The sequence below is a fragment of the Aeromonas sp. FDAARGOS 1404 genome (assembly GCF_019047085.1).
Classification (GTDB): Bacteria; Pseudomonadota; Gammaproteobacteria; order Enterobacterales; family Aeromonadaceae; genus Aeromonas; species Aeromonas veronii.
On record NZ_CP077237.1, the window covers coordinates 2983961 to 3009142 of the forward strand.

General features: G+C 57.7%; 26 protein-coding genes. 20 read left to right on the forward strand and 6 right to left on the reverse strand.

Going from position 1 to position 25182, the window contains the following annotated elements; all coding sequences use genetic code 11:
* Nucleotides 1–72: 72 nt before the first annotated feature.
* Nucleotides 73–1266 carry an NO-inducible flavohemoprotein gene (hmpA, locus tag I6L34_RS13900; protein WP_058057977.1) on the reverse strand — a complete coding sequence of 398 codons (1194 nt, stop codon included), beginning with the start codon at nucleotides 1264–1266 and terminating at the stop codon, nucleotides 73–75.
* A 111-nt stretch (nucleotides 1267–1377) separates the two neighbouring features.
* On the opposite strand from hmpA, the gene I6L34_RS13905 reads away from it, so the two are divergent.
* On the forward strand, nucleotides 1378–1848 hold the full coding sequence (locus tag I6L34_RS13905) for an Rrf2 family transcriptional regulator (protein WP_058057978.1): 471 nt from the start codon (nucleotides 1378–1380) through the stop codon (nucleotides 1846–1848).
* 27 nt (nucleotides 1849–1875) lie between these two features.
* Here the strand turns inward: I6L34_RS13905 and I6L34_RS13910 are convergent, their stop codons facing one another.
* The gene (locus I6L34_RS13910; RefSeq protein ID WP_058058355.1) at nucleotides 1876–3156 is read right to left on the reverse strand and encodes an HlyC/CorC family transporter; all 1281 of its coding nucleotides are present in this window, start codon (nucleotides 3154–3156) and stop codon (nucleotides 1876–1878) included.
* A gap of 42 nt (nucleotides 3157–3198) precedes the next feature.
* The gene (ccsA, locus tag I6L34_RS13915) at nucleotides 3199–3987 is read right to left on the reverse strand and encodes an inner membrane protein YpjD (protein WP_005340390.1); all 789 of its coding nucleotides are present in this window, start codon (nucleotides 3985–3987) and stop codon (nucleotides 3199–3201) included.
* Nucleotides 3988–4189: 202 nt separating this feature from the next.
* On the opposite strand from ccsA, the gene ffh reads away from it, so the two are divergent.
* From ffh to rplS, 5 genes are all read left to right on the forward strand, one after another.
* Nucleotides 4190–5566 carry a signal recognition particle protein gene (gene ffh, locus I6L34_RS13920; RefSeq protein ID WP_216954856.1) on the forward strand — a complete coding sequence of 459 codons (1377 nt, stop codon included), beginning with the start codon at nucleotides 4190–4192 and terminating at the stop codon, nucleotides 5564–5566.
* 177 nt (nucleotides 5567–5743) lie between these two features.
* Nucleotides 5744–5992: a 30S ribosomal protein S16 gene (rpsP, locus tag I6L34_RS13925; RefSeq protein ID WP_005340392.1), complete on the forward strand. Its 249-nt coding sequence runs from the start codon at nucleotides 5744–5746 to the stop codon at nucleotides 5990–5992.
* 24 nt (nucleotides 5993–6016) lie between these two features.
* On the forward strand, nucleotides 6017–6538 hold the full coding sequence (gene rimM / locus I6L34_RS13930; RefSeq protein WP_005340394.1) for a ribosome maturation factor RimM: 522 nt from the start codon (nucleotides 6017–6019) through the stop codon (nucleotides 6536–6538).
* Nucleotides 6539–6572: 34 nt separating this feature from the next.
* A complete protein-coding gene (gene trmD / locus I6L34_RS13935; protein ID WP_216954857.1) occupies nucleotides 6573–7322 on the forward strand; it encodes a tRNA (guanosine(37)-N1)-methyltransferase TrmD in 750 nt (249 codons plus the stop codon).
* Nucleotides 7323–7354: 32 nt separating this feature from the next.
* Nucleotides 7355–7702, forward strand: a complete 348-nt coding sequence (gene rplS / locus I6L34_RS13940; protein WP_005313505.1) for a 50S ribosomal protein L19 — start codon at nucleotides 7355–7357, stop codon at nucleotides 7700–7702.
* A gap of 108 nt (nucleotides 7703–7810) precedes the next feature.
* On the opposite strand, the gene I6L34_RS13945 is transcribed toward rplS, so the two are convergent.
* The gene (locus I6L34_RS13945) at nucleotides 7811–8134 is read right to left on the reverse strand and encodes an isoamylase early set domain-containing protein (protein WP_005348910.1); all 324 of its coding nucleotides are present in this window, start codon (nucleotides 8132–8134) and stop codon (nucleotides 7811–7813) included.
* Between the two features lie 80 nt (nucleotides 8135–8214).
* Entirely contained in the window at nucleotides 8215–8889 is a 675-nt protein-coding gene (gene mutH, locus I6L34_RS13950; protein WP_042084339.1) for a DNA mismatch repair endonuclease MutH, read from the reverse strand.
* A 733-nt stretch (nucleotides 8890–9622) separates the two neighbouring features.
* On the opposite strand from mutH, the gene rppH reads away from it, so the two are divergent.
* From rppH to I6L34_RS13990, 8 genes are all read left to right on the forward strand, one after another.
* Nucleotides 9623–10150, forward strand: a complete 528-nt coding sequence (gene rppH, locus I6L34_RS13955) for an RNA pyrophosphohydrolase (protein ID WP_075116040.1) — start codon at nucleotides 9623–9625, stop codon at nucleotides 10148–10150.
* A 14-nt stretch (nucleotides 10151–10164) separates the two neighbouring features.
* The gene (gene ptsP, locus I6L34_RS13960) at nucleotides 10165–12444 is read left to right on the forward strand and encodes a phosphoenolpyruvate--protein phosphotransferase (RefSeq protein ID WP_075116041.1); all 2280 of its coding nucleotides are present in this window, start codon (nucleotides 10165–10167) and stop codon (nucleotides 12442–12444) included.
* A 67-nt stretch (nucleotides 12445–12511) separates the two neighbouring features.
* Nucleotides 12512–13336: a prolipoprotein diacylglyceryl transferase gene (gene lgt, locus I6L34_RS13965; protein ID WP_058058352.1), complete on the forward strand. Its 825-nt coding sequence runs from the start codon at nucleotides 12512–12514 to the stop codon at nucleotides 13334–13336.
* Nucleotides 13336–14130: a thymidylate synthase gene (thyA, locus tag I6L34_RS13970; RefSeq protein WP_019445582.1), complete on the forward strand. Its 795-nt coding sequence runs from the start codon at nucleotides 13336–13338 to the stop codon at nucleotides 14128–14130. Before lgt ends, thyA begins: the two co-directional genes overlap by 1 nt.
* Nucleotides 14131–14353: 223 nt before the next feature.
* Nucleotides 14354–15544: a Na+/H+ antiporter NhaA gene (gene nhaA / locus I6L34_RS13975; protein WP_005348917.1), complete on the forward strand. Its 1191-nt coding sequence runs from the start codon at nucleotides 14354–14356 to the stop codon at nucleotides 15542–15544.
* On the forward strand, nucleotides 15541–15948 hold the full coding sequence (locus I6L34_RS13980) for a hypothetical protein (RefSeq protein ID WP_021230961.1): 408 nt from the start codon (nucleotides 15541–15543) through the stop codon (nucleotides 15946–15948). Before nhaA ends, I6L34_RS13980 begins: the two co-directional genes overlap by 4 nt.
* Nucleotides 15935–16867: a transcriptional activator NhaR gene (nhaR, locus tag I6L34_RS13985; protein WP_005340434.1), complete on the forward strand. Its 933-nt coding sequence runs from the start codon at nucleotides 15935–15937 to the stop codon at nucleotides 16865–16867. The genes I6L34_RS13980 and nhaR overlap by 14 nt, the downstream gene beginning before the upstream one ends.
* Before the next feature lie 51 nt (nucleotides 16868–16918).
* Nucleotides 16919–17221 carry a metalloregulator ArsR/SmtB family transcription factor gene (locus I6L34_RS13990; protein WP_013724128.1) on the forward strand — a complete coding sequence of 101 codons (303 nt, stop codon included), beginning with the start codon at nucleotides 16919–16921 and terminating at the stop codon, nucleotides 17219–17221.
* 49 nt (nucleotides 17222–17270) lie between these two features.
* On the opposite strand, the gene rpsT is transcribed toward I6L34_RS13990, so the two are convergent.
* Nucleotides 17271–17534 carry a 30S ribosomal protein S20 gene (gene rpsT, locus I6L34_RS13995; RefSeq protein ID WP_005308808.1) on the reverse strand — a complete coding sequence of 88 codons (264 nt, stop codon included), beginning with the start codon at nucleotides 17532–17534 and terminating at the stop codon, nucleotides 17271–17273.
* Nucleotides 17535–17725: 191 nt separating this feature from the next.
* On the opposite strand from rpsT, the gene murJ reads away from it, so the two are divergent.
* From murJ to ispH, 6 genes are all read left to right on the forward strand, one after another.
* Nucleotides 17726–19288, forward strand: coding sequence for a murein biosynthesis integral membrane protein MurJ (gene murJ, locus I6L34_RS14000; RefSeq protein ID WP_058057983.1), 1563 nt, complete (start codon nucleotides 17726–17728; stop codon nucleotides 19286–19288).
* 155 nt (nucleotides 19289–19443) lie between these two features.
* Complete coding sequence (gene ribF / locus I6L34_RS14005) at nucleotides 19444–20418, forward strand: bifunctional riboflavin kinase/FAD synthetase (RefSeq protein ID WP_058057984.1); 975 nt, start codon at nucleotides 19444–19446, stop codon at nucleotides 20416–20418.
* Nucleotides 20418–23279 carry an isoleucine--tRNA ligase gene (ileS, locus tag I6L34_RS14010; RefSeq protein WP_058057985.1) on the forward strand — a complete coding sequence of 954 codons (2862 nt, stop codon included), beginning with the start codon at nucleotides 20418–20420 and terminating at the stop codon, nucleotides 23277–23279. The genes ribF and ileS overlap by 1 nt, the downstream gene beginning before the upstream one ends.
* Nucleotides 23279–23776: a signal peptidase II gene (gene lspA, locus I6L34_RS14015; protein WP_005340447.1), complete on the forward strand. Its 498-nt coding sequence runs from the start codon at nucleotides 23279–23281 to the stop codon at nucleotides 23774–23776. The genes ileS and lspA overlap by 1 nt, the downstream gene beginning before the upstream one ends.
* Nucleotides 23773–24225 carry an FKBP-type peptidyl-prolyl cis-trans isomerase gene (gene fkpB, locus I6L34_RS14020; RefSeq protein WP_042059691.1) on the forward strand — a complete coding sequence of 151 codons (453 nt, stop codon included), beginning with the start codon at nucleotides 23773–23775 and terminating at the stop codon, nucleotides 24223–24225. Before lspA ends, fkpB begins: the two co-directional genes overlap by 4 nt.
* Complete coding sequence (ispH, locus tag I6L34_RS14025) at nucleotides 24225–25160, forward strand: 4-hydroxy-3-methylbut-2-enyl diphosphate reductase (protein ID WP_058057986.1); 936 nt, start codon at nucleotides 24225–24227, stop codon at nucleotides 25158–25160. The genes fkpB and ispH overlap by 1 nt, the downstream gene beginning before the upstream one ends.
* Nucleotides 25161–25182: the final 22 nt, after the last annotated feature.

A 25182-nucleotide genomic window follows, 5' to 3' on the forward strand; every position in this document is an offset into this window, starting at 1 on the left:
CCTGTGGGTCCGGTTCCAGCCGCCGTGCCATGACAGGCCGGAACCTCCCTCTGTTATATGGCTGCCCGCGCCTTAGAGATCTTGATGGGGGCCAAAAACTTCGTAATGGAGCTGCCCGGCTGGTACTCCAGCCGCCAGCAGCTGCCGCTTGATCTCTTGCATGAAGCCGACAGGGCCACAGAAGTAGTAGTGGGCCTCAGGCGTGATGCGCTCCTTCACGGCAGTCAGATCCATGGTGCCGGCCAGATCGTAATCTTGACCCTGCACATCACTGGCCTCCGGCTCCCGATACCAGATCCGGCTCAGCAAGTTGGGATGCTGGCGGGATTTTTGCTGAATATCCTCCCGGAAGGCGTGTACAGAGCCCTGTTCGCAGGCGTGCAGCCAGGTGACATCAGCCTGATGGCCGTTCGCCAGCAGCTGGTTGAGCATGCTCATCATCGGCGTCACGCCGACACCGCCGGAGAGCAGTACGACCGGGGTCTGGCTGTTGGCTTTGAGGTAGAAATCGCCGGTAGGGGGCATCACCTCGATCTTGTCACCCGCCTGCAGGTGATCGTGCAGCAGGTTGGAGACCTGGCCCTGCGGCTCACGCTTGACGCTGATGCGGTAATCCTGCCCGTTGGGGGCATCGGAGAGGGAGTATTGGCGGATCTCCTGATATTCCAGCTCGGGGTGAACCAGCTTGATGCTGAGGTATTGGCCCGGTTTGAAGGTCAGTACCGGCTTGCCATCTTCCGGCGCCAGCAGGAAGGAGGTGATGAGGTCGCTCTCGGCTCGCTTCTCCTTGATGATGAAGGTGCGGGTACCTTGCCAGCCGCCATCCTGATTGGCCTTCTCCTGATAGATCTCTCGCTCGCGGCCGATGAAGATGTCGGCCAGCACGCCATACGCCTTGCCCCATGCCTCCAGCACCTCGTCGGTGACCGCACTTCCGCCCAATTCTTTGAGCGTGGCCAAGAGATGACTACCTACAATGTGATATTGTTCCGGCTGGATCAGGAATCCGGTATGTTTGTGCGCAATCCGCTCGACCGCACCGGCAAGTGCCCCCAGATTGTCAATATTCTTGGCATACGCGGCGACTGCATTGAACAGGGCCAGCGGCTGGCCGCCACTGCGTTGGTGGGCCAGGTTGAAGATATCTTTCAGCTCCGGGTTATGGCTGAACATCCGCTGGTAGAAGTGCTGGGTGAGGGCAGGGCCTGCCGATTCGAGCAGCGGAATAGTGCTTTTGATGACGGCAACGGTGGTTTGATCTAGCATAGGGGCCTCGTTCTAATTGAACATATAAAATGTCATTTAATAAGTGGCATCCTAGATGTTTATTTGATTTGAATCAATACTCCACTTTTCGCATCGCGCTAATCAGGTTTTATGAGACTAACCAGTTATACAGATTTTGGATTGAGAGCCCTGCTCTATCTTGCCACCCTGCCGGAAGGGGAGTTGTCGAGCGTTGCCAAGGTATCGGCCCTGTATGGCGTTTCCCGCAACCACATGGTGAAGGTGGTCAATCAGCTGGTGAAGCTGGGCTATCTGCAATCCCAGCGGGGCAAGAATGGCGGTATTCGTATGGCTTGCGATCCCGCCACCATCAATATCGGGCAGGTGATCAGGGCGCTGGAAGGCAATCTGGACGGCATTGACTGCGGTTCGCCCGCTTGTCACATCGTCTCTGTCTGTCTGCTCAAGAGTGCGCTGAAAGAGGCGATGGATGCGTTTCTGGCGGTGATGGACAGCTATACGCTGCAAGACCTGCTGGCCAACCGTGACGAGCTGCAACGGGTGTTTGGTGAGTTGATCCCGACGCTGGTGCTGGAGCCGGATGATGACGATGAGCAATAGAAAAGGGCTGCCACTGGCAGCCCTTTTTCAATCTTGTGAATCCGACTCCGCCCGGTACGATGCCGGCATGATCCGCGCCATCTTGACCATGTTGTTCTCCACATCGAGGATCTCGATAGGATAACCGGCCAACCGGATCCCGATGTTGGGCTGGGGGATCTCCTCCAGATATTCGAGGATCAGGCCGTTGAGGGTACGCGGGCCGTCGATGGGCAGGTGCCAGTTCATCTCCTTGTTCAGCTCACGAATATTGGCTGAGCCTTCGACCAGATAAGAACCATCTGACTGTGGATGGATCTCGTCGCTCGGCGCTGGCGTCATGGAGGTGGTGAAGTCGCCCACGATCTCTTCCAGAATGTCGTCCAGAGTGATTAGCCCCTGAATATCGCCGTATTCGTCGACGATCAGGCCAATTCGCTCCTTGTTGCGCTGGAATTTGGCCAGTTGCACGTTGAGCGGCGTTCCTTCCGGAATGAAGTAGATCTCGTCCACTTCCCGCAACAGGCTCGATTTGTTGAACTGATCCCTGGCTACCAGTCGCAGGGCATCGCGCGCGTGCAAAAAGCCGACAACGTCGTCGATATTGTCGCGATAGAGCAGGATCTTGGTGTGAGCGCAGTGGGCCAGCTGGCGCTGGATACTCTTCCAGTCATCGTTGATGTCGATGGCGTAGATATCGCTGCGTGGCACCATGATGTCCTCGACCAGCATCTTGTCGAGATCCAGAATGCTCAACAGCATCTCCTGATGACGCTGGGGGATCAGGTTACCCGCCTCATTGACTATGGTGCGCAGCTCCTCGGTGTTGAGGGAGTCATCCTTGTTGGGATTGATTTTCAGCATCTTGAGCAGGCCGCTGGTGATGCCGTTGATCAGCCAGACCAGCGGCGAGAGCGGCACCATCAGCCCCTTGAGGATCCAGGAGGCGGGATAGGCGATCTTCTCCGGAAACATGGCTGCCAGGGTCTTTGGCGTCACTTCACCGAATACCAGTACCACCAGGGTCAGGCCGAAGGTGGCGATGGCGACCCCTAGATCACCAAACAGCCGGATACAGACGATGGTGGCGATGGCGGAGGCGAGGATATTGACCAGATTGTTGCCGATCAGGATCAGCCCCAGCAGGCGATCGGGGCGGGCGAGCAGTTGCTCGACGCGACGTGCGGCTTTGTGTTTGGTCTGTGCCAGATGCCGCAGTTTGTAGCGGTTGATGGACATCAGGCCGGTTTCGGAACTGGAGAAAAAGGCGGAAAGAAGGATCAAGATAACGAGAACAATCAGTAATGTACTCGTTGAGATGCTGTCCAAAAAGGGCTCCTGTTGGATGGTATGGCTAAAAGAGTATAGGTGTCAGCTCAACAGCACTTCTTTGACGAAGCGACTGCCAAAGTAGGCAAGAGTCAGGATGAAGCTGCCGATCAGACTGAGAGTGATGACTTTACGGCCGCGCCAACCATAGGTGTGATGACCCCACAGCAGCAGCACGTAGACACACCATGCCAGGATGGAGAGCACTGCCTTGTGAGACTTGCCCTGGGCGAACATATCTTCGAGGAAGAAGAGGCCGGAGGCGATGGAAAGTGTCAGTAGCAGCACCCCTGCAGAGATCAACTGAAACAGTCGTTTTTCCACCGTCATCAGTGGCGGCATGGCTGGCAGATTACTGATTTTTCGAGATTTTAGTTGCTTGTCCAGACAGGCGAGCTGCAGCGCAAACAGACAGGCGATCATCAATACCGAGTAGGCCATCAGGGCGAGGCCGATGTGCAGCAACAGCTGGGGGTGGGCCTCCAGATGGGTTATGTAGCGACCCGGGATCAAGGCGCTGGCAGCCAGCAACAGGGCCGAGAAGCTGTAGACCACCGGCAGCAGGATCCAGCCGTTGAAGCGGCGGGTCACGCAGGTCATGAAGCAACTGATGATGAGGCTGACCAGCGAGGCAACGTTGAGCATGCTCAGGTTCTGGCCGTAACTCTGCAATACCTCTGAACCGAGGGCGCTGGCGTGGGCGATCAGGGCCAATCCGATACAGGCAAACAGGGAGCGCTGTCCCACCGGCTTGGCGCTCAGTAACAGATGCAGGGAGGCGATGATGGCCAGCAGATAAAACGCCAGGGCCAGAACAGAGATTACGATCATAACCAGGTCGTTGTTGCACAAGCTTTTGAGGGTAAGAGGGGCAGTATACCTTGCACGAGAAGTGCTCGCCAGTTGTGCAACGGCCGATCTGCCCATATATAGGGAGAAGCTCCCTGCTGCTGCGGTGCGGTGAATAATCGTCCTCGCGCCCGCTCTGGGTTATAATGCCCCCAATTTATTACGCCAAGAACCGGAATCCGTCATGTTTGAGAATTTGACTGAACGACTCTCGCGCACCTTGCGCAATGTCAGTGGCCGTGGTCGCCTGACCGAAGACAATATCAAGGAAACCCTGCGCGAAGTCCGCATGGCGCTGCTCGAGGCGGATGTCGCCCTGCCGGTCGTGCGTGATTTCGTGGCGCGTGTCAAAGAGCGCGCAGTCGGGCAGGAAGTGGCCAAATCCCTGAGCCCGGGCCAGGCATTCATCAAGATTGTGCACGGTGAACTGGTCACCGTGATGGGGGAGGCCAACGAACAGCTCAACCTGGCTGCCCAGCCGCCAGCGATCATCCTGATGGCCGGTCTGCAGGGTGCCGGTAAGACCACCACAGTTGGCAAACTGGCCAAGCTGCTCAAAGAGCGCAGCAAGAAGAAGGTGCTGGTAGTCAGTGCCGACGTCTATCGTCCGGCGGCGATCAAGCAGCTGGAGACCCTGGCCAGCGACATCGGCGTCGACTTCTTCCCGAGTGATGCCAGCCAGAAACCGGTTGACATCGCCACTGCCGCCATCGATCAGGCGCGCAAGAAATTCTATGACGTGGTGATCGTCGATACCGCCGGTCGTCTGCACGTCGATAGCGAGATGATGGCCGAGATCCAGGATCTGCATGCCACCATCAAGCCGGTCGAGACCCTGTTCGTGGTGGATGCCATGACCGGTCAGGATGCCGCCAACACCGCCAAGGCGTTCAACGAAGCGCTGCCGCTCACCGGTGTCATCCTTACCAAGGCGGACGGCGATGCCCGTGGTGGTGCTGCCCTGTCGGTGCGCCACATCACCGGCAAGCCGGTCAAGTTTATCGGTATGGGTGAAAAGACCGATGCGCTGGAGCCGTTCCACCCAGATCGTCTCGCCTCCCGCATCCTCGGTATGGGCGATGTGCTCTCTCTTATCGAAGAGGTCGAGCGCAACGTCGATAAAGAGAAAGCGGCCAAGCTGGCCAGCAAGGTCAAGAGTGGCAAGGGGTTCGATCTGGAAGATTTCCGCGAGCAGCTGGCCCAGATGCGCAACATGGGTGGCATGATGGGGATGCTCGACAAGCTGCCCGGCATGTCCAGGCTGCCGGATAACGTTAAAGATCAGATGGATGACAAGCTCACTGTGCGAATGGAGGCGATCATCAGCTCCATGACGCCCAAGGAGCGCGCCCATCCCGATCTCATCAAGGGGTCCCGTAAACGCCGTATCGCAGCAGGTTCCGGCATGCAGGTGCAGGATGTGAACAAGCTGCTCAAGCAGTTCACCGAGATGCAGCGCATGATGAAGAAAATGTCCGGTAAAGGCGGCATGCGCAAGATGATGAGCCAGATGAAGAACATGATGCCCCCCGGTTTCGGTGGCGGTCGCGGCCCGTTCTGATCCGGCCTGCGTGTTGATGGGGGTCTGCTGCGGCAGGCCCCTTTTCATTGCCGCTCTGCGCAAAAAATGGCTGGCTTGGTTGCAATTATTACGAATCCAAGTAGAATTACGCGGCTTATTTTAAGCTAGGGTCCGCGTGTTTGCGGGCCTTGTTCATTAGATGTTAATGAGGACGATATGGTAACCATTCGTTTACAACGTGGTGGCGCGAAAAAGCGTCCGTTCTACCAGGTAGTAGTTTCTGACAGCCGTTGCGCCCGTGACGGTCGCTTCATCGAGCGCGTTGGTTTCTTCAACCCGGTTGCTGCTGGTCAAGCTGAAAAGCTGAACCTGGACCTGGCTCGTATCGAGCATTGGGTTGCTACTGGTGCCGCTGTTTCTGACCGCGTTGCCAAGCTGATCAAAGACGCTAAAAAAGCTGCTTAATCAGCCCAACGGTAAGGAGTTAAGGTGGAAAAACCTGTAGTTCTGGGCACCCTGGGTACCGTTTATGGCATCAAGGGCTGGCTTAAAGTGAACTCCTTCACCGATGTTGCCGAAGCGATTTTCGATTACAACCCCTGGCTGATTAATCAGAACGGGGCGTGGCGTGAAATTCGGGTTTCATCCTGGAAACGTCACAACAAGGGTCTGATCTGCAAACTCGATGGTATCGATGTGCGCGAAGATGCCCTGGCATTGACCAATGTCGAGATTGGCGTACCCGCCGATCTGTTGCCTGCGTTGCCTGAAGGTGAGTTCTACTGGCGTGACCTGATTGGTTGCTCCGTGGTGACCACCAAGGGATACGACCTGGGCAAGGTGACCGAATTGATGGAAACCGGCTCCAACGATGTGTTGGTGGTTGAGGCCAATGTAAAAGATGCCTTTGGTGCAAAGGAGCGGTTGATTCCGTTCCTGGAAGAGCAGGTGATCAAGAATATTGATCTGACTGCTCGAACAATCGAAGTTGATTGGGATCCTGGTTTCTAGTTTCCCGCGCTAACACGGGTGCCGGAGGTTTCTTATGTGGATTGGGGTTATTAGCCTCTTCCCTGAAATGTTCCGAGCCATTACCGAGCACGGGGTAACGGGTCGGGCCGTCAAGAGTGGCCTGCTGCAGATTGAGTGCTGGAACCCCCGGGAGTTTACCCACGACAAACACCGTACGGTCGATGATCGTCCTTATGGTGGTGGGCCCGGCATGTTAATGATGGTTCAGCCGCTGCGTGACGCGATTCATGCAGCCAAGCAAGCAGCGGGAGACGGGGCGAAAGTCATCTATCTCTCTCCTCAGGGACGCAAGCTGACTCAAGCGGGCGTAACCGAGTTGGCGACGAATCAGAAACTGATTCTGGTAGCCGGTCGATACGAAGGTATCGATGAACGCGTGATACAAACCGAAGTCGACGAAGAGTGGTCTATCGGGGATTACGTGTTAAGTGGTGGCGAGTTGCCTGCCATGACCCTGATCGATGCGGTTTCGCGTCTGGTCCCCGGGGTTTTGGGTGATCAGGCCAGTGCCGAGCAAGACTCCTTTACGGATGGCTTGCTGGATCATCCCCACTACACTCGGCCGGAGGTGTTGGATGGATTGGCGGTGCCCGAGGCGCTGACAAGCGGCAATCACGAAGTGATTCGACGCTGGCGTCTCAAGCAGTCGCTCGGACGAACCTGGCAAAGAAGGCCGGAACTTATTAACAACCTAGCTCTGACTGACGAGCAAGAATCACTTCTTGCCGAGTATGTCCGCGAAGTGCGTGACGGCGTTAAGTAGAGTTTTCAGTTTATCCTAGGTAAGGAAAGACAATGAGCAAGATTATTCAGCAGCTTGAACAAGAGCAACTGCGTACCGACATCCCGGCTTTTGCCCAGGGCGACACTGTACGTGTTCAAGTTCGTGTTAAAGAAGGTGGTAAAGAGCGTCTGCAGGCTTTCGAAGGCATCGTTATTGCCAAGCGTAACCGCGGTCTGCACTCTGCTTTCACCGTTCGCAAGATCTCCAACGGCGAAGGTGTTGAGCGTGTATTCCAGACTCACTCTCCGCTGATCCACAGTGTAGAACTGAAGCGTCGTGGTGATGTTCGCCGCGCCAAACTGTACTACCTGCGCAACCTGTCCGGCAAAGCTGCTCGTATCAAAGAGAAGCTCAACTAATTCGATTCGAATTGGTGTCGGTATGTCGGCAAATAGCTCGACAGGTAGTGAAAAGGCTCGCCAATGGCGAGCCTTTTTTGTATCCGTCTATTGGCTATCTGGGAGCCGTTACTGGATGACCCGAACTACCGAGTTGTCTCGCCCGAAGGGGCCTGGCACATAGTCATCCGCTGCCCAGTCATTCTCGTAGAGGGTTTCCCCTGCCGGTGTGATGAGCTGGTAGCAATATTCAAAGTACCCCGGGCCGTCGGTCGGCAGATTGAGGGTGGCTTTGAATTCGCCGCTCTTCATGCGTTTCAGCTCGACCGGTTGCCACTGGGTGAACTCGCCGATCAGCATCACCTGTTCCGCCCCTGCAGCCGCCTCTTTCTCTACGGCAAAGGTCACCTTGACCTCGGGCTTGGACTTCAAAAACTGTTTGATCAGTGGCATGACGCCTCCTTGTCTGTGAGTTAAAAATGGCTCCTGTCTATTTTTATACCACCATATGACAAAGATGTTGATAAGGCAGATCAAGTCGGCAAGGCAAAATAGCGTTGCAGCAAACTGTGGGTGAAGTCGATCTTGAGATAGAAGCCGCGGGGCAGGGTCATTATGGGTTGACCATCGCGGCCGATAGCGCGAGTCAGCGCCTTGTTGTTGGCCGCCTTGGGCCGCAGTTGCATCACCTGGCCGTGGCGCGCGCTGATCTGCTCCACTTCTCCCAGCACTATCATGTCCATCAGCTCCTCCCAGTCCTGACGCAGTAGCCGATCTTCCTCTTCATTCGGGCTCCACATCAGCGGCATGCCGACCCGCCGCTCGCCAACCGGGATCTCGCGACTGCCTTCCACCGGGATCCAGAGCACCCGGGATAGCTTGTTGCGCACGTTGGACTCCTCCCAGCGCTGGCCGCTGACACCGATCAGCGGGGCGACGCAGACGAAGGTGGTCTCCAGCGGTTTGCCTTGAGGATCCACGGGGATCGTCTTGAGTTCGATCCCCAGCTCCGGGAAGTCCTGTTCCGGCTTGCTCCCTGCGCTGGCCCCGAGTTGCAGCTCGATCAACTGACCGACCCACCCCTTGTCACGGCGCAGGTCTTTGGGCACCGCGACGCCAGCCTCGGCGGCCAGCTGCGCCAGCGTGAAGCCAGCCATGGCATAGGCGCGGCTCAATAACTCCTGCTCGGATTGGGGATTGCTTGGCATGTTTGGCTCCATCTTGCTCGCCATATTCTAACAGGGGAGGATCCCGAGAAGGATCGCTGTTTTTATAACCGATCCTGAGTGGATAAGATCAAATGCAGAGAATTTGGGGGCTATCAGCTCATCATTATGATTTTAAAGGGTTTTGTCTGTTTTATCGAGCAGTAATCCAGGTCTGGTTTGACCTCGAAATAGTTGTCCAAGGGTTTGTGCATGATGTTACACACAGTTATCCACAGAAATCTTGGATAAGTGGATGAAAGTGGTTGGAGTCGCTGATATGTTACAAAAAATTGTGAATGCCACCCCATTTTTACAGGGTAAACGGGGTAGATATTGTGCCACTCCTGTGGATAATTTCGCCGCGGTGGATCTTTGAGCAGTTGAACTTGTTCACAATCCGGATCATGGATCTGACTCTTGGGGTAACATGGATCTAGATCCAGTTGTTTTATCCCAAGTTTATAAAAAATAATGATTTTTTATATTTTATGTCGCGTGATGAGACGGAGAGGCACTTTTCGCGTACAGTTAAAAAGTACTGTATATACCCGTTTGCTAACAGCTTTATGCACAGCCTGGGTGGGCAACTTGGGGGCGCGGATCCTTGGATTTGTTTATAAGTATGTTTGAAATCGAAAGTTATTCATGAAACAGGGGATTCACTCCTTGTTTGCTGCCACGGAGTGAATGTGGAACAATCTCCTTATAGATTCAGCCTTTATAAGGTGATCACGTGATTGATGGCGACGGATTTCGTCCCAATGTCGGTATCGTGATCTGTAACCGTGAAGGACAAGTGTTGTGGGCTAAACGCTATGGGCAGCACTCCTGGCAGTTTCCGCAGGGGGGGGTTGATGATGGTGAAACGCCAGAGCAGGCCATGTATCGAGAGCTGTATGAGGAGATTGGCCTCAAGCCCGAAGATGTGACCATCATGGCCACCAGTCGTAACTGGCTAAAGTACCGTTTACCCAAACGTCTTGTCCGCTGGGACAGTTCACCGGTCTGTATTGGCCAAAAACAAAAATGGTTCCTGTTACAGCTGAATTCGGGCAAGGAGTCGCGGATCCAGTTCGGCTGTCATGGCCATCCCGAATTTGACGACTGGCGTTGGGTCAGCTTCTGGTATCCGGTGCGTCAGGTCGTTTCGTTCAAGCGGGAGGTTTACCGCCGGGTCATGAAAGAGTTTGCCCCGCTGGCGATGCCAGTGCCGGCAGTGCAGGTCAACAAGAAGGATGTGCGGCGCAACCGCGCCCGTTAAGGAGCACAGATTAGTTGTTAACGGAACTGAGACGTATCGTCGAGAGCATGGCCGAGGCCAATACCCTCGAGCAGGCCTTGCAAGCATTGGTGAGCCAGACCCGGCACGCCATGGCAGTGGACTGCTGCTCCGTCTATGTCTCGGAACCCGAGGTGCGCCGCTATCGCCTGGCGGCTACCGACGGCTTGGCACCGTCCGCGGTCGGCAAGGTGACCCTGCCCTACGAGCAGGGCATCGTCGGTCTGGTGGGTCAGCGGGAAGAGCTGATCAACCTGGCTGATGCCCCCGCGCACCCCAGTTTCAAATTCCTGCCCGATGTTGCCGAAGAGGCGTTCCGCTCCTTCCTCGGCGCTCCCATCATGCATCAGCGTCAGGTGGTCGGCATTCTGGTGGTGCAGCAGAAGGAGAGTCGCCGCTTCGACGAGGGGGAAGAGTCCTTCATGGTCACCCTGGCGGCCCAGCTGGCGGCGCGGATCGCTCAGGCGCAGGCCAAGGGGTGGTTGCAGAAGACCGACTGGAGCAAGCCGCTGCGCGGTATTGCCGGTGCCAGCGGCATCGCCATGGCCAAGGCCTGGGTGTGGCGGCCCCGCAAGGCGCTCTCGTCCATTACCCCGCGCAAGGATGAAGACCATGCCAGCCAGCTGGCGCGGCTGGAGCTGGCGGTTGAGGAAGTGCGGCACGACTTGGAGAGTCTGGCGCTGCGCTTTCGCGAGAGCTACAGCCAGGATTCGGTGGCGATTTTCGATATCTACCTCCATCTGCTGAACGATCCCGGCTACATCAAGCCCATTCGCAACAAGGTGAGCAAGGAGCACTGGACTGCGGTCTCTGCGGTCAAGCTGATCAGCGATCGTTTGATCGAGCAGTTCAAGGGGATGAAGGATCCCTACTTGCAGGAGCGCTCCACCGACGTGAAGGATATTGCCCAGCGGCTGATCAGCCGACTGGTGCAGAATGAACCGGAACATATCTCCATCGGCGAGCCGGTGGTGCTGGTTGCCGACGAGGTGACTGCTACCATTCTGGCGGAAGTGCCCCGCGAGTATCTGACCGGCGTGGTCTCGCTCAAGGGGGGGACCAACTCCCACGCGGCCATTCTGGCCCGCGCCATGGGGGTGGCTGCCATCATGGGGGTTGATCTGCCCCTTGGTGACATCGGTGGTCGCATGCTGGTCGTCGATGGCTACAGCGGCGATCTCTTCATCGAACCCAATCAGGTGATCCTGACCGAGTATCGTCAGCTGCTGAGCGAAGAGCGGGCGCTCGATACCCTGGTGCGCAGCGTCGACAACCTGTCATCCGAGACGGCCGACGGCACCAAGGTCTCACTGCTGCTCAACGCCGGGCTCAGTGCCGATACCGAGATCTCCCTCAATCAGCTGGCGGACGGGGTCGGTCTCTATCGCACCGAGATCCCCTTTATGCTGCAGGAGAGCTTCCCCTCCGAGTGGGAGCAGACTGCCCGCTATCGCGGCATTCTGGAGACCTACCGCAACCGGCCGGTCTGCATGCGGACGCTGGATGTGGGCGGCGACAAGCCGTTACCCTATTTCCCCATCGTCGAGGAAAACCCCTTCCTTGGCTGGCGGGGGATCCGGATCACCCTGGATCACCCCGAACTGTTTCTGGTGCAGCTCAAGGCGATGCTGAGGGCCAGTGAAGGGCTGGACAATCTGGCCATCATGCTGCCGATGATCAGCAGCGTCAGCGAAATCAAAGCCTCCCGTCGTCTGCTGGATCAAGCGTGGCGAGAGGTGTCGGAAGAGGCGGCGAGCCGCGATGCGGTGATCCGCTACCCCAGTCTCGGGGTGATGATCGAGGTGCCCTCAGCCCTCTTTATCTTGCCGGAGATGGCGCCGCTCATCGACTTCTGGTCGGTGGGCAGTAACGACCTGACCCAGTACCTGCTGGCGGTAGATCGCAACAACTCTCGGGTTGCCAACATCTACGATGCCTTCCATCCTGCGGTGATCCGCGCCCTGCAACAGCTGGTTGATGCCTCCCATCGCTACCAGAAGCCGGTGTCGGTGTGTGGCGAGCTGGCCGGTGATCCGGTCGGTGTATTGCTGCTGCTGGCCATGGGTTATCGCCGCTTCAGTATGAATACCCACAACATCGCCCGGATCAAGTACGTGCTGCGTCAATCCACCCTGAGCGAGTTGACCGAACTGATGGCCGATGGCCTCAAACATGACAACCCCCACGTACTGCGCGGCCTGTTTGCTCGCTATCTGGAGGAGCATGGTTTGGGCGGTTTGCTGCGAGCCGGTCATAAATCGAAACAGAGTGATTGATAATCATGCCTTGTCCCTGCTGACGAATGATCGGAAAATGCGGCTTTTATTTTGACTGGGGCCGCATATGCAGCACGATGGATATTGGGTTTTCTCGCAGATTGATCCCGTAGCATTCAGTTTGGGACCACTATCGGTACGCTGGTATGGTCTCATGTACCTGTTCGGTTTTGCGTTTGCCATGTGGCTGGCTGGCCGTCGCGCCGATGCACCGAACAGCGGCTGGACCCGCAACGAGGTGTCGGATCTGCTGTTCTACGGTTTCCTCGGGGTGATCCTCGGTGGCCGTGTCGGTTATGTGCTGTTCTACAACTTCGATCTCTTCCTCGCGGATCCCACCTATCTGTTCAAGATCTGGACCGGCGGTATGTCGTTCCACGGTGGTCTGATCGGGGTGATCACCGCGATGATCTGGTTTGCCCACAAGACCAAGCGCCACTTCTTCACCGTGGCCGATTTTGTGGCACCGCTCATTCCGTTTGGTCTCGGCGTCGGCCGGATCGGCAACTTCCTCAACGGCGAGCTGTGGGGCCGGGTCACCGATGTGCCCTGGGCCATCATCTTCCCGGAGGCCGGCCCCGAGCCGCGTCATCCCTCCCAGCTTTACCAGTTCGCACTGGAAGGGGTGGTGCTGTTCATCATCCTCAACCTGTTCTGGCGCAAGAATCCGCCGCGCGGTGCCATCTCCGGCATGTTCCTGCTGTTCTACGGCCTGTTCCGCTTCCTGGTGGAGTTTGTGCGCCAGCCGGACAGCCAGCTCGGTCTCTACTTCCAGGAGATCAGCATGGGCCAGATCCTCTCCACCCCGATGATTATCGCCGGTGCCCTGATGATCTGGGTCGCCTACAAGCGTCCGCAGTTGTTCGGTAATGCCGTGAAGGAGGCGAAATAATGCGAGCTTATCTCGACCTGATGCAGAAAATCCTCGATGAGGGAACCGTCAAGTCAGACCGTACCGGCACCGGTACTGTCTCCCTGTTCGGCCATCAGATGCGCTTCAATCTGGCGGAGGGGTTCCCGCTGGTGACCACCAAGAAGTGCCACCTGCGCTCCATCATTCACGAGCTGCTCTGGTTCCTAAATGGCGATACCAATACCGCCTATCTGAAGGAAAACGGCGTCAGCATCTGGGATGAGTGGGCCGACGAGAATGGCGATCTGGGGCCGGTTTACGGTGCTCAGTGGCGCTCCTGGCCTGCGGCTGACGGGTCTGTCATCGACCAGATCCAGAAGGCGGTGGATGACATCAAGCACAACCCTGATTCGCGCCGCATCATCGTATCCGCCTGGAACGTGGGCGAGCTGGACAAGATGGCGCTGGCTCCCTGCCACGCCTTCTTCCAGTTCTATGTGGCGGACGGCAAGCTCTCCTGCCAGCTCTACCAGCGCAGCTGTGATGTGTTCCTCGGCCTGCCGTTCAACATCGCCAGCTATGCCCTGCTGACCCACATGATGGCCCAGCAGTGCGATCTGGAAGTGGGTGACTTCGTCTGGACCGGCGGTGATGTGCATCTCTACTCCAACCACATGGAGCAGACTGCGCTGCAGCTATCCCGCGAGCCGCGCCCGCTGCCGACCCTGGTGATCAAGCGCAAACCTGACTCCATCTTCGATTACAAGTTCGAGGATTTCGAGATCGAGGGTTATGACCCCCATCCCGGCATCAAGGCGCCCGTCGCCATCTGATAGCAAGGCGCCTCAGGGCGCCTTTTTTATGCAGTTAAATAATTGAAAATTCATTTTATTGATTAATAAGACGGTAGCCAGAGACGAGGGAAAACCTGCTTATAGCAGGTATGTTCTATTTTGCCTTCGGTTTTTTCGTTGTATTGAGCAGCAAGAAACGATTTTCCATTGGTTGTTGCAGGAGATAGACTCAAACCAAAGCAATACGGTGGAAAATTTAACCATGAGTGACGTAATCAAAAAGTTCCTGAAGCTGGAGGCCGCCTCCGGAATTATTCTGATCATGGCTGCCATGCTGGCAATGATTTTAGCCAATACCGCGCTGGCTGGCGGGTATCAGGCGTTTCTCGACACGCCGGTGCAGGTGCGCATCGCGGCTCTCGACATCAACAAGCCGCTGCTGCTCTGGATCAACGATGGCTTTATGGCGATCTTCTTCCTGCTGGTTGGTCTGGAAGTGAAGCGTGAAATGCTGGAGGGGGCGCTCTCGACCCGGGTTCAGGCGACCTTCCCGGCTATCGCTGCGGTGGGCGGCATGCTGGCCCCGGCCTTGATCTACGCCTTTTTCAACTATTCGGATGAAGTGGCGCGTGCTGGCTGGGCGATCCCGGCTGCGACCGACATCGCCTTTGCCCTCGGGGTGATGGCGCTGCTCGGCAAGCGGGTGCCGGTGAGCCTCAAGGTATTCCTGTTGGCGCTGGCCATCATGGATGACCTGGGCGTCATCATCATCATCGCGCTCTTCTATACCCAGCAGTTGTCGCTGGAGGCGCTGGCCATCGGTATTCTGGCAACCCTCACTCTGCTTTGGATGAATCGCCGTGGTGAGGACAGGATCAGCCTCTACATGCTGGTTGGTCTGGTGCTCTGGGTTGCGGTGCTGAAGTCTGGCGTCCATGCGACCTTGGCAGGCGTGGTAGTGGGCTTTATGGTTCCGCTTAACGGCAAGCGTTACGCCTCGCCGCTCAAGTATCTGGAGCATCAGCTGCACCCCTGGAGTGCCTATCTGATCCTGCCGCTGTTTGCCTTTGCCAACGCCGGGGTATCGCTGGAAGGGATTGGTCTCTCCTCCCTGCTGAGTCCGGTACCTATGGGGATCATGCTGGGGCTGTTTATCGGCAAGCCGCTCGGGGTGTTCACCATCAGCTGGCTGTCGGTCAAGCTGGGCATCGCCCAGTTGCCGCCCGGGGTCAACTTCAAGCAGATTTTTGCGGTCAGCATCCTCTGTGGCATCGGGTTCACCATGTCGATGTTTATCGCGTCGCTCGCCTTCGAGCACGGTGGGCTGGATTACGGCAGCTACTCTCGCCTCGGGATCCTGGTGGGCTCCACCATGGCGGCGGTAGTCGGCTATCTGGCCTTGCGCATGGCCCTTCCCAAGGGTGAAGGGGAACAGAGTACGGAGGGACTATGAAGCTGCATACAGGGTTGTTGATGCTGTTGTTGAGCCCCGCGGCCTGGGCCGGCGGGCTGGAGGATTGCAAGCAGGACGCCGCTTCGGCGAACTGCTCTGCCTATCTGAACGGGGTGGTAGACAGTGCCCTGCTGCTGGGGGACAAGCAGGCCAAGGCGCGCTTTGGCGAAACCTTCTCCGAGCGGGCGCTAAGCAGCCGGGCTGGCGAGATGGTCAAGCGCTCCAACAAGCGTTATTGCGCTGACCGGATGCCGGACAAGGCACGCCTCAAGGCCACTCTGATGGAGCAGTTTGGCGCGAACAAGGTTGACTCGGTCAGCGACATGTATGACATTCTGGCGGTTGAACTCAGCTGCTACCGGAGTCCGCGTCAAGCGGGAACCCCATCGGATGTCACACCTTAACTACAACCATCTCTACTATTTCTGGATGACTCAGAAGAAGGGCTCCGTTACCCAGGCAGCGGAAGCCCTTTTTTTGACCCCGCAAACCGTCACCGGTCAGATCAAGTTGCTGGAGCAGCGCCTCGGTGGCAAGCTGCTCAAACGCAAGGGGCGCTCCCTTGAGGCGACCGAGCTGGGTCAACTGGTGTTTCGTTATGCCGACAAGATGTTCAGCCTCTCCTACGAGATGCTCGATATCGTCAACTACCGCAAGGAGAGCCAGATCCTGTTCGACGTCGGCATCGCCGATGCCCTCTCCAAGCGCCTTGCCAGCCGCGTGCTGCTCTCCGTCATCCCTAATGATGGCTCCATCCATCTGCGTTGCTTCGAGTCAACCCACGAACTGCTGCTGGAGCAGCTGAGCGAGCACAAGCTCGACATGATCCTCTCCGACTGTCCGGTGGACTCCAGCCAGCATGCGGGGCTGCTCTCCAAGCGGTTGGGCGGCTGTGGCGTCAGCTTCTTCTGCAAGGCTCCGCTGCCTGAAAAGCCCTTTCCCGCCTGTCTGGAGGAGCGCAAGCTGCTGATCCCCGGTCGCCGTACCGCCATGGGGCGTCAGCTGACCCAGTGGTTCGAGCAGCAGGGTGTCTCCCCCAGCATTCTTGGCGAGTTTGATGATGCCGCCTTGATGAAGGCGTTTGGCTTCTTCAATCAGGGCATCTTCATGGCTCCCACCATCTATCGGGAGGAGATCCTTGAGGGGGAGGGGGTGATGCTGATCGGGGAAACTCAGGATCTGATGGAGGAGTATTACGTCATCTTCGCCGAGCGGATGATCCAGCATCCGGCGGTGAAGCGGGTCTGCGAGAGCGATTTTACCTTTCTCTTTTCCGGGCAGGAGAACTTCTCCGCCATCCAGCCGGCCACCCTGTCGTTTTAAAACGACCCGTCACCACGTATCATCGGCGATGAGTGGTAGAGGAGAGATGTGATGCAACTTGAAGAGATGGAAGCCAATGCGAGTAAAGCGGTGGCCTTGCTCAAGGCGCTGGCCAATGAGCGGCGGCTGTTTATTCTGTGCCAGTTGCTGGAGCGCGAACTGTCGGTGGGGGAGCTCAACGAGCGATTGGGATTGAGTCAGTCGGCCTTGTCACAGCATCTTGCGCTGCTGCGGCGGGATGAGCTGGTGACGACGCGCAAAGAGGCCCAGACGGTCTACTATTCGCTGCGCAGCCATGAGGTGCGTGAAATGATCAGTTTGCTGCATCGACTTTATTGCAGCGCAGATAAATAAAAAACCGGCACTAAGGCCGGTTTTTTCAGCTTTGATCAGCAGACGCTGATTAAGCCATAGCTTTGATCTGGGCAGACAGGCGGCTCTTGTGACGAGCTGCTTTGTTCTTGTGGATCAGGCCTTTGGTCGCCATACGATCCATGATCGGCTGAGCAACAGCGAAAGCGGCAGTCGCAGCAGCTTTGTCGCCAGAGGCGATAGCAGCAATGACTTTCTTCAGGTAGGTACGGGTCATGGAACGACGGCTGGCGTTGTGCTGACGGCGTTTTTCTGACTGAAGAGCGCGCTTCTTAGCAGATTTGATGTTAGCCAAGGTAAAACTCCTAAAACTGTCTTAGCGAGTGTATTGAAAAGGCCCGGAAATATGCCCTTCCAACCACATATTGTCAAATGATTTGTGCAAATAAACACCGCCTCCCGGTGGTGTGTCAGTAGGGAGACGGTTAAACTGTCGGCCGATTCTAGCAGCATTCTTTTCATTCTGACAGTTCCAGAGGCCTCGTCTTGAGTAAGAAATTGATCAAATCCGGCATGATAGTGTCCGGAATGACGCTGGCATCCCGCGTAATGGGCTTGGTTCGCGATGTGGTTATCGCAAATCTGCTTGGTGCCGGGGTGGCCGCCGACGTCTTCTTTTTTGCCAATCGCATTCCCAACTTTCTGCGTCGTCTGTTCGCCGAAGGTGCCTTCAACCAGGCCTTTGTTCCCGTGATGACGGAGTACAAGAAAAATGGCGACGAGGGGGAAGTGCGTGAATTGCTGGCGGCGGTGGCGGGCACGCTGGGGGGGATAGTGACGGTGGTCACCCTGCTCGGGGTGCTGGGGTCGGGAGTGCTGACCGCGCTGTTTGGTTGGGGCTGGTTCTGGGACTGGCTGCACGGCGGCCCCGCGGCCGAGAAGTTCGAGCTCGCCAGTCTGATGCTCAAAATCACCTTCCCTTACCTCTGGTTCATCACCTTTACCGCCATGGCGGGGGCTATCCTCAACACCTTCGGCCGCTTTGCGGTCTCGTCGTTTACGCCGGTGTTTCTCAACATCACCATGATTGCGGCGGCCTGGTGGATTGCGCCACTGATGGACAAACCTGAGATCTCGCTGGCGATTGGTGTCTTTTTGGGCGGTTTGGTGCAGTTTTTGTTCCAGTACCCCTTTTTGCGCCAAATCAACATGCTGGTATGGCCCAAGTGGGGATGGAATCACCCTGGGGTGGTGAAGATCCGCACGCTGATGATCCCCGCCCTGTTCGGGGTTTCGGTCAGCCAGATCAATCTGCTGGTCAACACCATGCTGGCTTCGTTCCTGGCGACCGGTGCCATCAGTTACCTCTACTACTCGGATCGCCTGCTGGAGTTCCCCCTCGGGCTGTTTGCAGTGGCCATCAGTACCGTGATCCTGCCTGCGTTGGCTAAGAAGCATGTGGATGCCGATCCGGCGGACTTCTCCCGCACCATGGATTGGGGGGTGCGGATGGTGATGCTGCTCGGCATGCCCGCCATGATAGGCATTGCGGTCATGCGTGAGCCCATTTTGCGAGTGCTGTTCATGCGCGGCGAATTTGGCCTGCATGAAGTGAGCATGTCGAGCGCCAGCTTGCTGGCCTCCACTACCGGTCTGCTCTCCCTGATGCTGATCAAGGTACTGGCACCCGGTTACTACGCCCGTCAGGACACCAAAACGCCGGTGCGGATCGGGGTGATGTCGATGATTGCCAACATGGTCTGCAACCTCATCTTCATCTACCCGCTCGGTTACGTGGGTCTGGCGCTCTCGACCGCCTGCTCGGGCACTCTGAATGCGGCCTTGCTGTTCAAGGGGTTGTACCAGCAGAGCGTCTATCGTCCCTCCCGTCATACCGGCGTGTTCTGCCTCAAGCTGCTGGTCGCCAGCGTGCTGATGGGGGGCGTGCTCGCCTATCTGTCGCCAGATTTGGCCCAGTGGGGCGTATGGAGCATGGGCAAGGCCAGTTTGCAGCTGACCATGCTGCTGTCGCTGGGGGCTGCGGTCTATGCCGTGGTGTTGCTACTGCTGGGCATTCGGCCGCGTCACCTTAAATCGGGGCAGCAGTAGTCGTGATCCTGCGGTGCCATGGGGATAGTGCCTCATGGCGCCGCAGATGGGCGGGCTTGGGCCCGGATAGTTGAAATCAGGCTATGAGGGCTGACCCTGCCTGCTGCCTGATATATAATCCGCCGATTTCCATGGCAGCAACGCACAAGGCACTGATGGAGCTTATTCGCGGCATTCACAATCTCAAGCCCCGTCACCGGGGATGTGTATTAACCATTGGCAACTTTGATGGGGTTCATCAGGGTCACCATGCGGTATTGGCACGTCTCAAGGAGAAAGCGGCCCAGCTGGGATTGCCCGCCTGCGTCATGCTGTTCGAACCGCAGCCGCTGGAGCTGTTTGCCGGCACGGCAGCGCCCGCCCGGCTGAGCCGGTTGCGGGAAAAGTACGAAGCGCTGCAGGGGCTGCATATCGACCGTATGCTCTGCGTACGCTTCAGCCACCGCTTTGCCGAGCAGGCGGCCTCGACCTTCATCAAGCAGTTGCTGGTGGAGAAGCTCGGGGTGCGCTATCTGGTGGTCGGCGATGATTTTCGCTTCGGCAAGGGGCGGGAAGGTGACTTCCACCTGCTGGAGGAGGCGGGTCATCGCTTCGGCTTCGAGGTGATCAGCACCCAGAGCTTCCAGCTCGAACGGCAGCGGGTCAGCAGCACCCTGGTGCGTGAAGCACTTAAGGCGGGCCGGATGGCGGAGGTGGAGCTGATGCTTGGCCGCCCCTACACCATCAGCGGCCGGGTGGCTCACGGCGACAAGCTGGGGCGCACCATAGGTTTTCCCACCGCCAATCTGGCCCTCAAGCGCCAGGTGATCCCGGTCGGTGGCGTGTTTGCGGTGGAAGTGATATGTTCCGGCAAGACCTTCCCCGGTGTAGCCAATGTGGGTGTACGGCCGACCTTGAGCGGTACACAAGCCAGATTGGAAGTACATCTATTTGATTTTTCTGGTGATCTATATGGTCAGCAGGTCAAGGTGCTGCTTCGCCACAAGCTGCGCGAAGAGCAGAAGTTTGCCTCTTTCACTGCCTTGAAAGAGCAGATCGAACGAGATGCCCTGGCGGCCCGAGCCTGGTTCGGGCTGCCACAATTCAATTTACCCAGCACTCTTTTAGAAAAGAAGGGAACCCAGGACTGATGAGCGACTATAAACACACCCTGAATCTTCCGGAAACCGAGTTTCCGATGCGTGGCGATCTGGCCAAGCGCGAACCCAACATGCTGAAACGTTGGTACGATCAGGATCTCTACGGCGCTATTCGCCGCGCCAAAGCGGGCAAGCCTTCTTTCATTCTGCATGATGGCCCCCCCTATGCGAACGGCAACATTCACATCGGTCACTCGGTCAACAAGATCCTCAAAGACATCATCATCAAGTCCAAGGGCCTCTCCGGTTTCGATTCCCCCTATGTGCCGGGTTGGGATTGCCACGGTCTGCCTATCGAACTGAAAGTGGAAGGCATGGTCGGCAAGCCGGGCGAGAAGGTTTCCGCTGCCGAATTCCGTGCCGAGTGCCGCAAATACGCCAAGACCCAGATCGAAGCGCAGAAGACCGATTTCATCCGTCTGGGTGTGCTGGGTGACTGGGAACACCCCTACCTGACCATGGATTTTGGCACCGAAGCCAACATCATCCGCTCCATGGCCAAGATCGTTGAAAACGGCCACCTGCACAAAGGCTCCAAGCCGGTGCACTGGTGTACCGATTGCGGCTCCGCGCTGGCTGAAGCCGAGGTTGAGTACTACGACAAGAACTCCCCCTCCATCGATGTGCGCTTCAAGGCTGTTGATGAGGCGACCGTTGCCGCCAAGTTTGACTGCGCCGAAGGCCACACCGGCAAGGGCCCGCTCTCTGCGGTGATCTGGACCACTACCCCGTGGACCCTGCCAGCCAACCGCGCCATCGCCATGCACGCCGATCTGGATTACGCACTGGTGCAGGTTGAAGGTGAGCACCCCGAGCGTCTGATCCTGGCCGCAGAGCTGGTCAAGGACGTCATGGATCGCGCCGGTATCGAGAAGTTCCACAATCTGGGTTACGCCAAGGGCGCCGCGCTCGAGCTGCTGCGCTTCAACCATCCCTTCTACAGCTTCGACGTGCCTGTGGTACTGGGTGACCACGTCACCCTGGATGCCGGTACCGGCGCTGTACACACCGCCCCTGGCCACGGTCAGGAAGACTTCGTGGTCGGCCAGAAGTACGGTCTGGAAGTGGCCAACCCGGTTGGCAGCAACGGCGTTTACCTGCCGGATACCGAACTGTTTGCCGGCCAGCATGTGTTCAAGGCCAATGCCTCCGTGATCGAAGTGCTGACCGAGCGCGGCGCTTTGCTGCATCACAAGGTGTTCAACCACTCCTATCCGCACTGCTGGCGTCACAAGACCCCGATCATCTTCCGTGCCACCCCGCAGTGGTTCATCAGCATGGAGCAGAAGGGTCTGCGCAAGCGCGCGCTGGAAGAGATCGAGCGCATCGAGAAGGACGGTATTGCCCAGCAAGGCCAGAGCGGCTGGGTACCGGCTTGGGGTAAAAACCGCATTCAGGCGATGGTCGAGAACCGTCCTGACTGGTGTATCTCCCGTCAGCGCACCTGGGGTGTGCCCATCTCCCTGTTCGTCCACAAAGAGACCCAGGAACTGCACCCGGAATCCGTGCGCCTGATGCATGAAGTAGCCAAGCGGGTCGAGCAGTCCGGCATTCAGGCATGGTGGGATCTGGACAAGGCGGAGCTGCTGGGTGCCGATGCCGACATGTATGACAAGGTGCCTGACACTCTGGACGTCTGGTTTGACTCCGGTTCTACCCACGCTTCCGTGGTTGATGCCCGTCCCGAGTTCAACGGCAAGCCAGCCGACATGTATCTGGAAGGTTCTGACCAGCACCGTGGCTGGTTCATGTCGTCGCTCATGATCGGTGTGGCCATGAAAGACAAGGCTCCCTACAACCAGGTGCTGACTCACGGCTTCACCGTGGATGGTCAGGGTCGCAAGATGTCCAAATCCATCGGCAACGTGGTCAGCCCGCAGGACGTAATGAACAAGCTGGGTGCCGACATCCTGCGTCTGTGGGTAGCGAGCACTGACTACACCGGCGAGATGACTGTCTCCGACGAGATCCTCAAGCGCTCTGCCGATGCTTATCGTCGTATTCGCAACACTGCCCGCTTCCTGCTGGCCAACCTGAACGGCTTCAATCCGGCGACCGACATGGTGGCACCTGCCGACATGGTAGTGGTGGATCGCTGGGCTGTCGGTCGTGCCAAAGCGGTACAGGCCGAGATCATGGCTGCATTCGACGAGTACAACTTCCACGGTGTAACCCAGAAGCTGATGCAGTTCTGTTCCATCGAGATGGGCTCCTTCTATCTGGATGTCATCAAGGATCGCCAGTACACCGCCAAGGCTGACAGCCTGGCCCGTCGCTCCTGCCAGACCGCCCTCTATCACATCGCCGAGGCCATGGTGCGCTGGATGGCGCCGATTATGAGCTTCACCGCTGATGAAATCTGGGCCCTGCTGCCGGGTGAGCGCGGCGAGTTCGTCTTCACCGAAGAGTGGTACGACGGCCTGTTCGGGCTGGAAGCGGGTGAAACCCTCAACGACGAGTTCTGGGCCGAGATCCTCACCGTGCGCGGTGAAGTGAACAAGGCGCTGGAAGTGGCTCGTGGTGAGAAGCGCATCGGCGGCTCCCTGCAGGCCGAGCTGACCCTGTTCGCCAAGCCGGAGCTGGCTGCACGCCTGAATGCCCTGGCTGATGAGCTGCGCTTTGTGCTGCTCACCTCCAAAGCCAAGGTTGTGGAGACTGACACTGCGCCGGAAGGCTCTGTGGCGACCGAGCGTGATGACCTGTGGTTGAGCGTGGCCCAGTCTGCTGCCGCCAAGTGCGACCGCTGCTGGCACCATGTCGAAGATGTGGGCACCATCGCGGGTCACGAAGAGATCTGTGGTCGCTGTGTGACCAACGTTGAGGGTGACGGCGAAACGCGTCAATTTGCCTGATGAACATGACTCAACATAAAAGCGGCCTGCGTTGGCTGTGGCTGGCAGTGCTGGCCTTTGTACTGGACCAGGCGAGCAAGCTCGCCGTGGTCAAGTTGCTGCCATTTGGTTACCCGGGGGTGGAGATCACCCCCTTCTTCAATCTGGTTCACGTCTACAACAAGGGCGCCGCATTCAGCTTCCTGGCTGATCAGGGGGGCTGGCAGCGCTGGTTCTTCGCGGTGCTGGCTTTTGCCATCTGTGGATTGCTGATCCACTGGCTGCGCAAGCAGTCGGTGACCCAGCGTTGGAGCGGTATCGCCTATTCACTCATCATTGGCGGCGCCCTCGGCAACGTCTTTGATCGACTGGTGCTGGGCCATGTGGTCGATTTTCTCGACTTCTACTGGCAGCGTGCGCATTGGCCGGCATTCAATCTGGCCGACAGCTTTATCTTTATCGGGGCCGCCATGATTGTGCTGGACGGTTTCCGTGGTGAGAAAAAGGAGCAGGCATGAGCCAGCAGATCACCGCTAACAGCAGTGTGCTGTTCCACTTCTCCATCAAGCTGGAAGATGGCTCGGTTGCCGACAGCACGGCGCTGCACGGCAAACCTGCCCGCCTGCGGATGGGCGATGGCAGCCTGACCCCCACCTTCGAGCAGTGTCTGCTGGGCCTGTGCGAAGGGGAGAGCAAGAGTTTTACTCTGGCGCCGGAAGAGGCCTTTGGTCTCTCCAATCCCGACAACATCTACCATCTCGACCGTGCCAAATTTGGCGCCGATGTGGAGCCAAAAGTCGGCACCATCATCCTGTTCGATCAGCCCAATGGCAGCGAGCTGCCGGGCATCATCCGGGCGGTAGCCGGGATGTCGGTCACGGTCGATTTCAACCACCCGCTGGCCGGTCATACAGTCACCTTCGAGGTGGAGATCCTGGGCGTTGATGATGAGGAGAAGGTGCATTAATGGATATTCTGCTCGCTAACCCTCGCGGTTTTTGCGCCGGTGTCGATCGTGCCATCAGCATTGTCGAGAGCGCGCTGGAGAAGTTCGGTGCCCCCATCTATGTCCGCCACGAAGTGGTGCATAACCGGTATGTGGTGAACAAGTTGAAAGAGGCGGGCGCTGTCTTCGTCGAGGAGCTGGACGAGGTGCCGGATGACAGCATCGTCATCTTCTCTGCTCACGGCGTGGCCAAAACAGTGCGTGAGATGGCCAAGTCCCGCGCCCTCAAGGTATTTGATGCCACCTGTCCGCTGGTGACCAAGGTGCACATGGAGGTGCATCGCGCCAGCCGTAAGGGCTCTGAGGCTGTGCTCATCGGCCACGCCGGTCACCCCGAGGTGATCGGGACCATGGGGCAATACGAGAATCGCGAAGGTGGCATGTATCTGGTGGAGACACCGGAAGATGTGGCCAAGCTCAAGGTGAAGAATCCGGATGACCTCTGCTTCGTCACCCAGACCACCCTGAGCGTGGATGAGACCTCTGACGTCATCGATGCGCTGCGCAAGCACTTTCCCAAGATCCAGGGGCCGCGCAAGGACGATATCTGCTACGCCACCCAGAACCGTCAAGATGCGGTGCGGGAGATGGCGGGGCTGGTGGACGCCATGCTGGTGGTGGGGTCTCGCAACTCCTCCAACTCCAACCGTCTGCGCGAGCTGGCCGAGAAGGTGGGCGCCAGAGCCTATCTTATCGACGATGCGTCGATGATCGAGGCGAGCTGGCTGGAAGGGGTGAAGGCGATCGGCGTCACTGCTGGCGCATCCGCCCCCGAGGTGCTGGTGCAAAACGTGATTGCCCGCCTGCGGGAGCTGGGTGGCAAGGTGGTTGCCGAGCATCCGGGCCGTGAAGAGAACGTAGTCTTTGAGGTTCCTCCCGAACTTAGAATAATTTGAGTGCAGCCAGGAAGGCTTAAGA

Excerpts from the sequence above, each read along its gene's own strand:
- mutH (WP_042084339.1), bottom strand. The coding sequence starts at position 8,889 with ATGCCAAGCAATCCCCAATCCGAGCAGGAGTTATTGAGCCGCGCCTAT.
- I6L34_RS13945 (WP_005348910.1), bottom strand. The coding sequence starts at position 8,134 with ATGCCACTGATCAAACAGTTTTTGAAGTCCAAGCCCGAGGTCAAGGTG.
- ispH (WP_058057986.1), top strand. The coding sequence starts at position 24,225 with ATGGATATTCTGCTCGCTAACCCTCGCGGTTTTTGCGCCGGTGTCGAT.
- ffh (WP_216954856.1), top strand. The coding sequence starts at position 4,190 with ATGTTTGAGAATTTGACTGAACGACTCTCGCGCACCTTGCGCAATGTC.
- lspA (WP_005340447.1), top strand. The coding sequence starts at position 23,279 with ATGAACATGACTCAACATAAAAGCGGCCTGCGTTGGCTGTGGCTGGCA.
- ccsA (WP_005340390.1), bottom strand. The coding sequence starts at position 3,987 with ATGATCGTAATCTCTGTTCTGGCCCTGGCGTTTTATCTGCTGGCCATC.
- trmD (WP_216954857.1), top strand. The coding sequence starts at position 6,573 with ATGTGGATTGGGGTTATTAGCCTCTTCCCTGAAATGTTCCGAGCCATT.
- I6L34_RS13980 (WP_021230961.1), top strand. The coding sequence starts at position 15,541 with ATGAAGCTGCATACAGGGTTGTTGATGCTGTTGTTGAGCCCCGCGGCC.
- rpsP (WP_005340392.1), top strand. The coding sequence starts at position 5,744 with ATGGTAACCATTCGTTTACAACGTGGTGGCGCGAAAAAGCGTCCGTTC.
- nhaR (WP_005340434.1), top strand. The coding sequence starts at position 15,935 with ATGTCACACCTTAACTACAACCATCTCTACTATTTCTGGATGACTCAG.
- hmpA (WP_058057977.1), bottom strand. The coding sequence starts at position 1,266 with ATGCTAGATCAAACCACCGTTGCCGTCATCAAAAGCACTATTCCGCTG.
- I6L34_RS13990 (WP_013724128.1), top strand. The coding sequence starts at position 16,919 with ATGCAACTTGAAGAGATGGAAGCCAATGCGAGTAAAGCGGTGGCCTTG.
- I6L34_RS13905 (WP_058057978.1), top strand. The coding sequence starts at position 1,378 with ATGAGACTAACCAGTTATACAGATTTTGGATTGAGAGCCCTGCTCTAT.
- nhaA (WP_005348917.1), top strand. The coding sequence starts at position 14,354 with ATGAGTGACGTAATCAAAAAGTTCCTGAAGCTGGAGGCCGCCTCCGGA.
- lgt (WP_058058352.1), top strand. The coding sequence starts at position 12,512 with ATGCAGCACGATGGATATTGGGTTTTCTCGCAGATTGATCCCGTAGCA.
- rplS (WP_005313505.1), top strand. The coding sequence starts at position 7,355 with ATGAGCAAGATTATTCAGCAGCTTGAACAAGAGCAACTGCGTACCGAC.
- fkpB (WP_042059691.1), top strand. The coding sequence starts at position 23,773 with ATGAGCCAGCAGATCACCGCTAACAGCAGTGTGCTGTTCCACTTCTCC.
- ribF (WP_058057984.1), top strand. The coding sequence starts at position 19,444 with ATGGAGCTTATTCGCGGCATTCACAATCTCAAGCCCCGTCACCGGGGA.
- ileS (WP_058057985.1), top strand. The coding sequence starts at position 20,418 with ATGAGCGACTATAAACACACCCTGAATCTTCCGGAAACCGAGTTTCCG.
- thyA (WP_019445582.1), top strand. The coding sequence starts at position 13,336 with ATGCGAGCTTATCTCGACCTGATGCAGAAAATCCTCGATGAGGGAACC.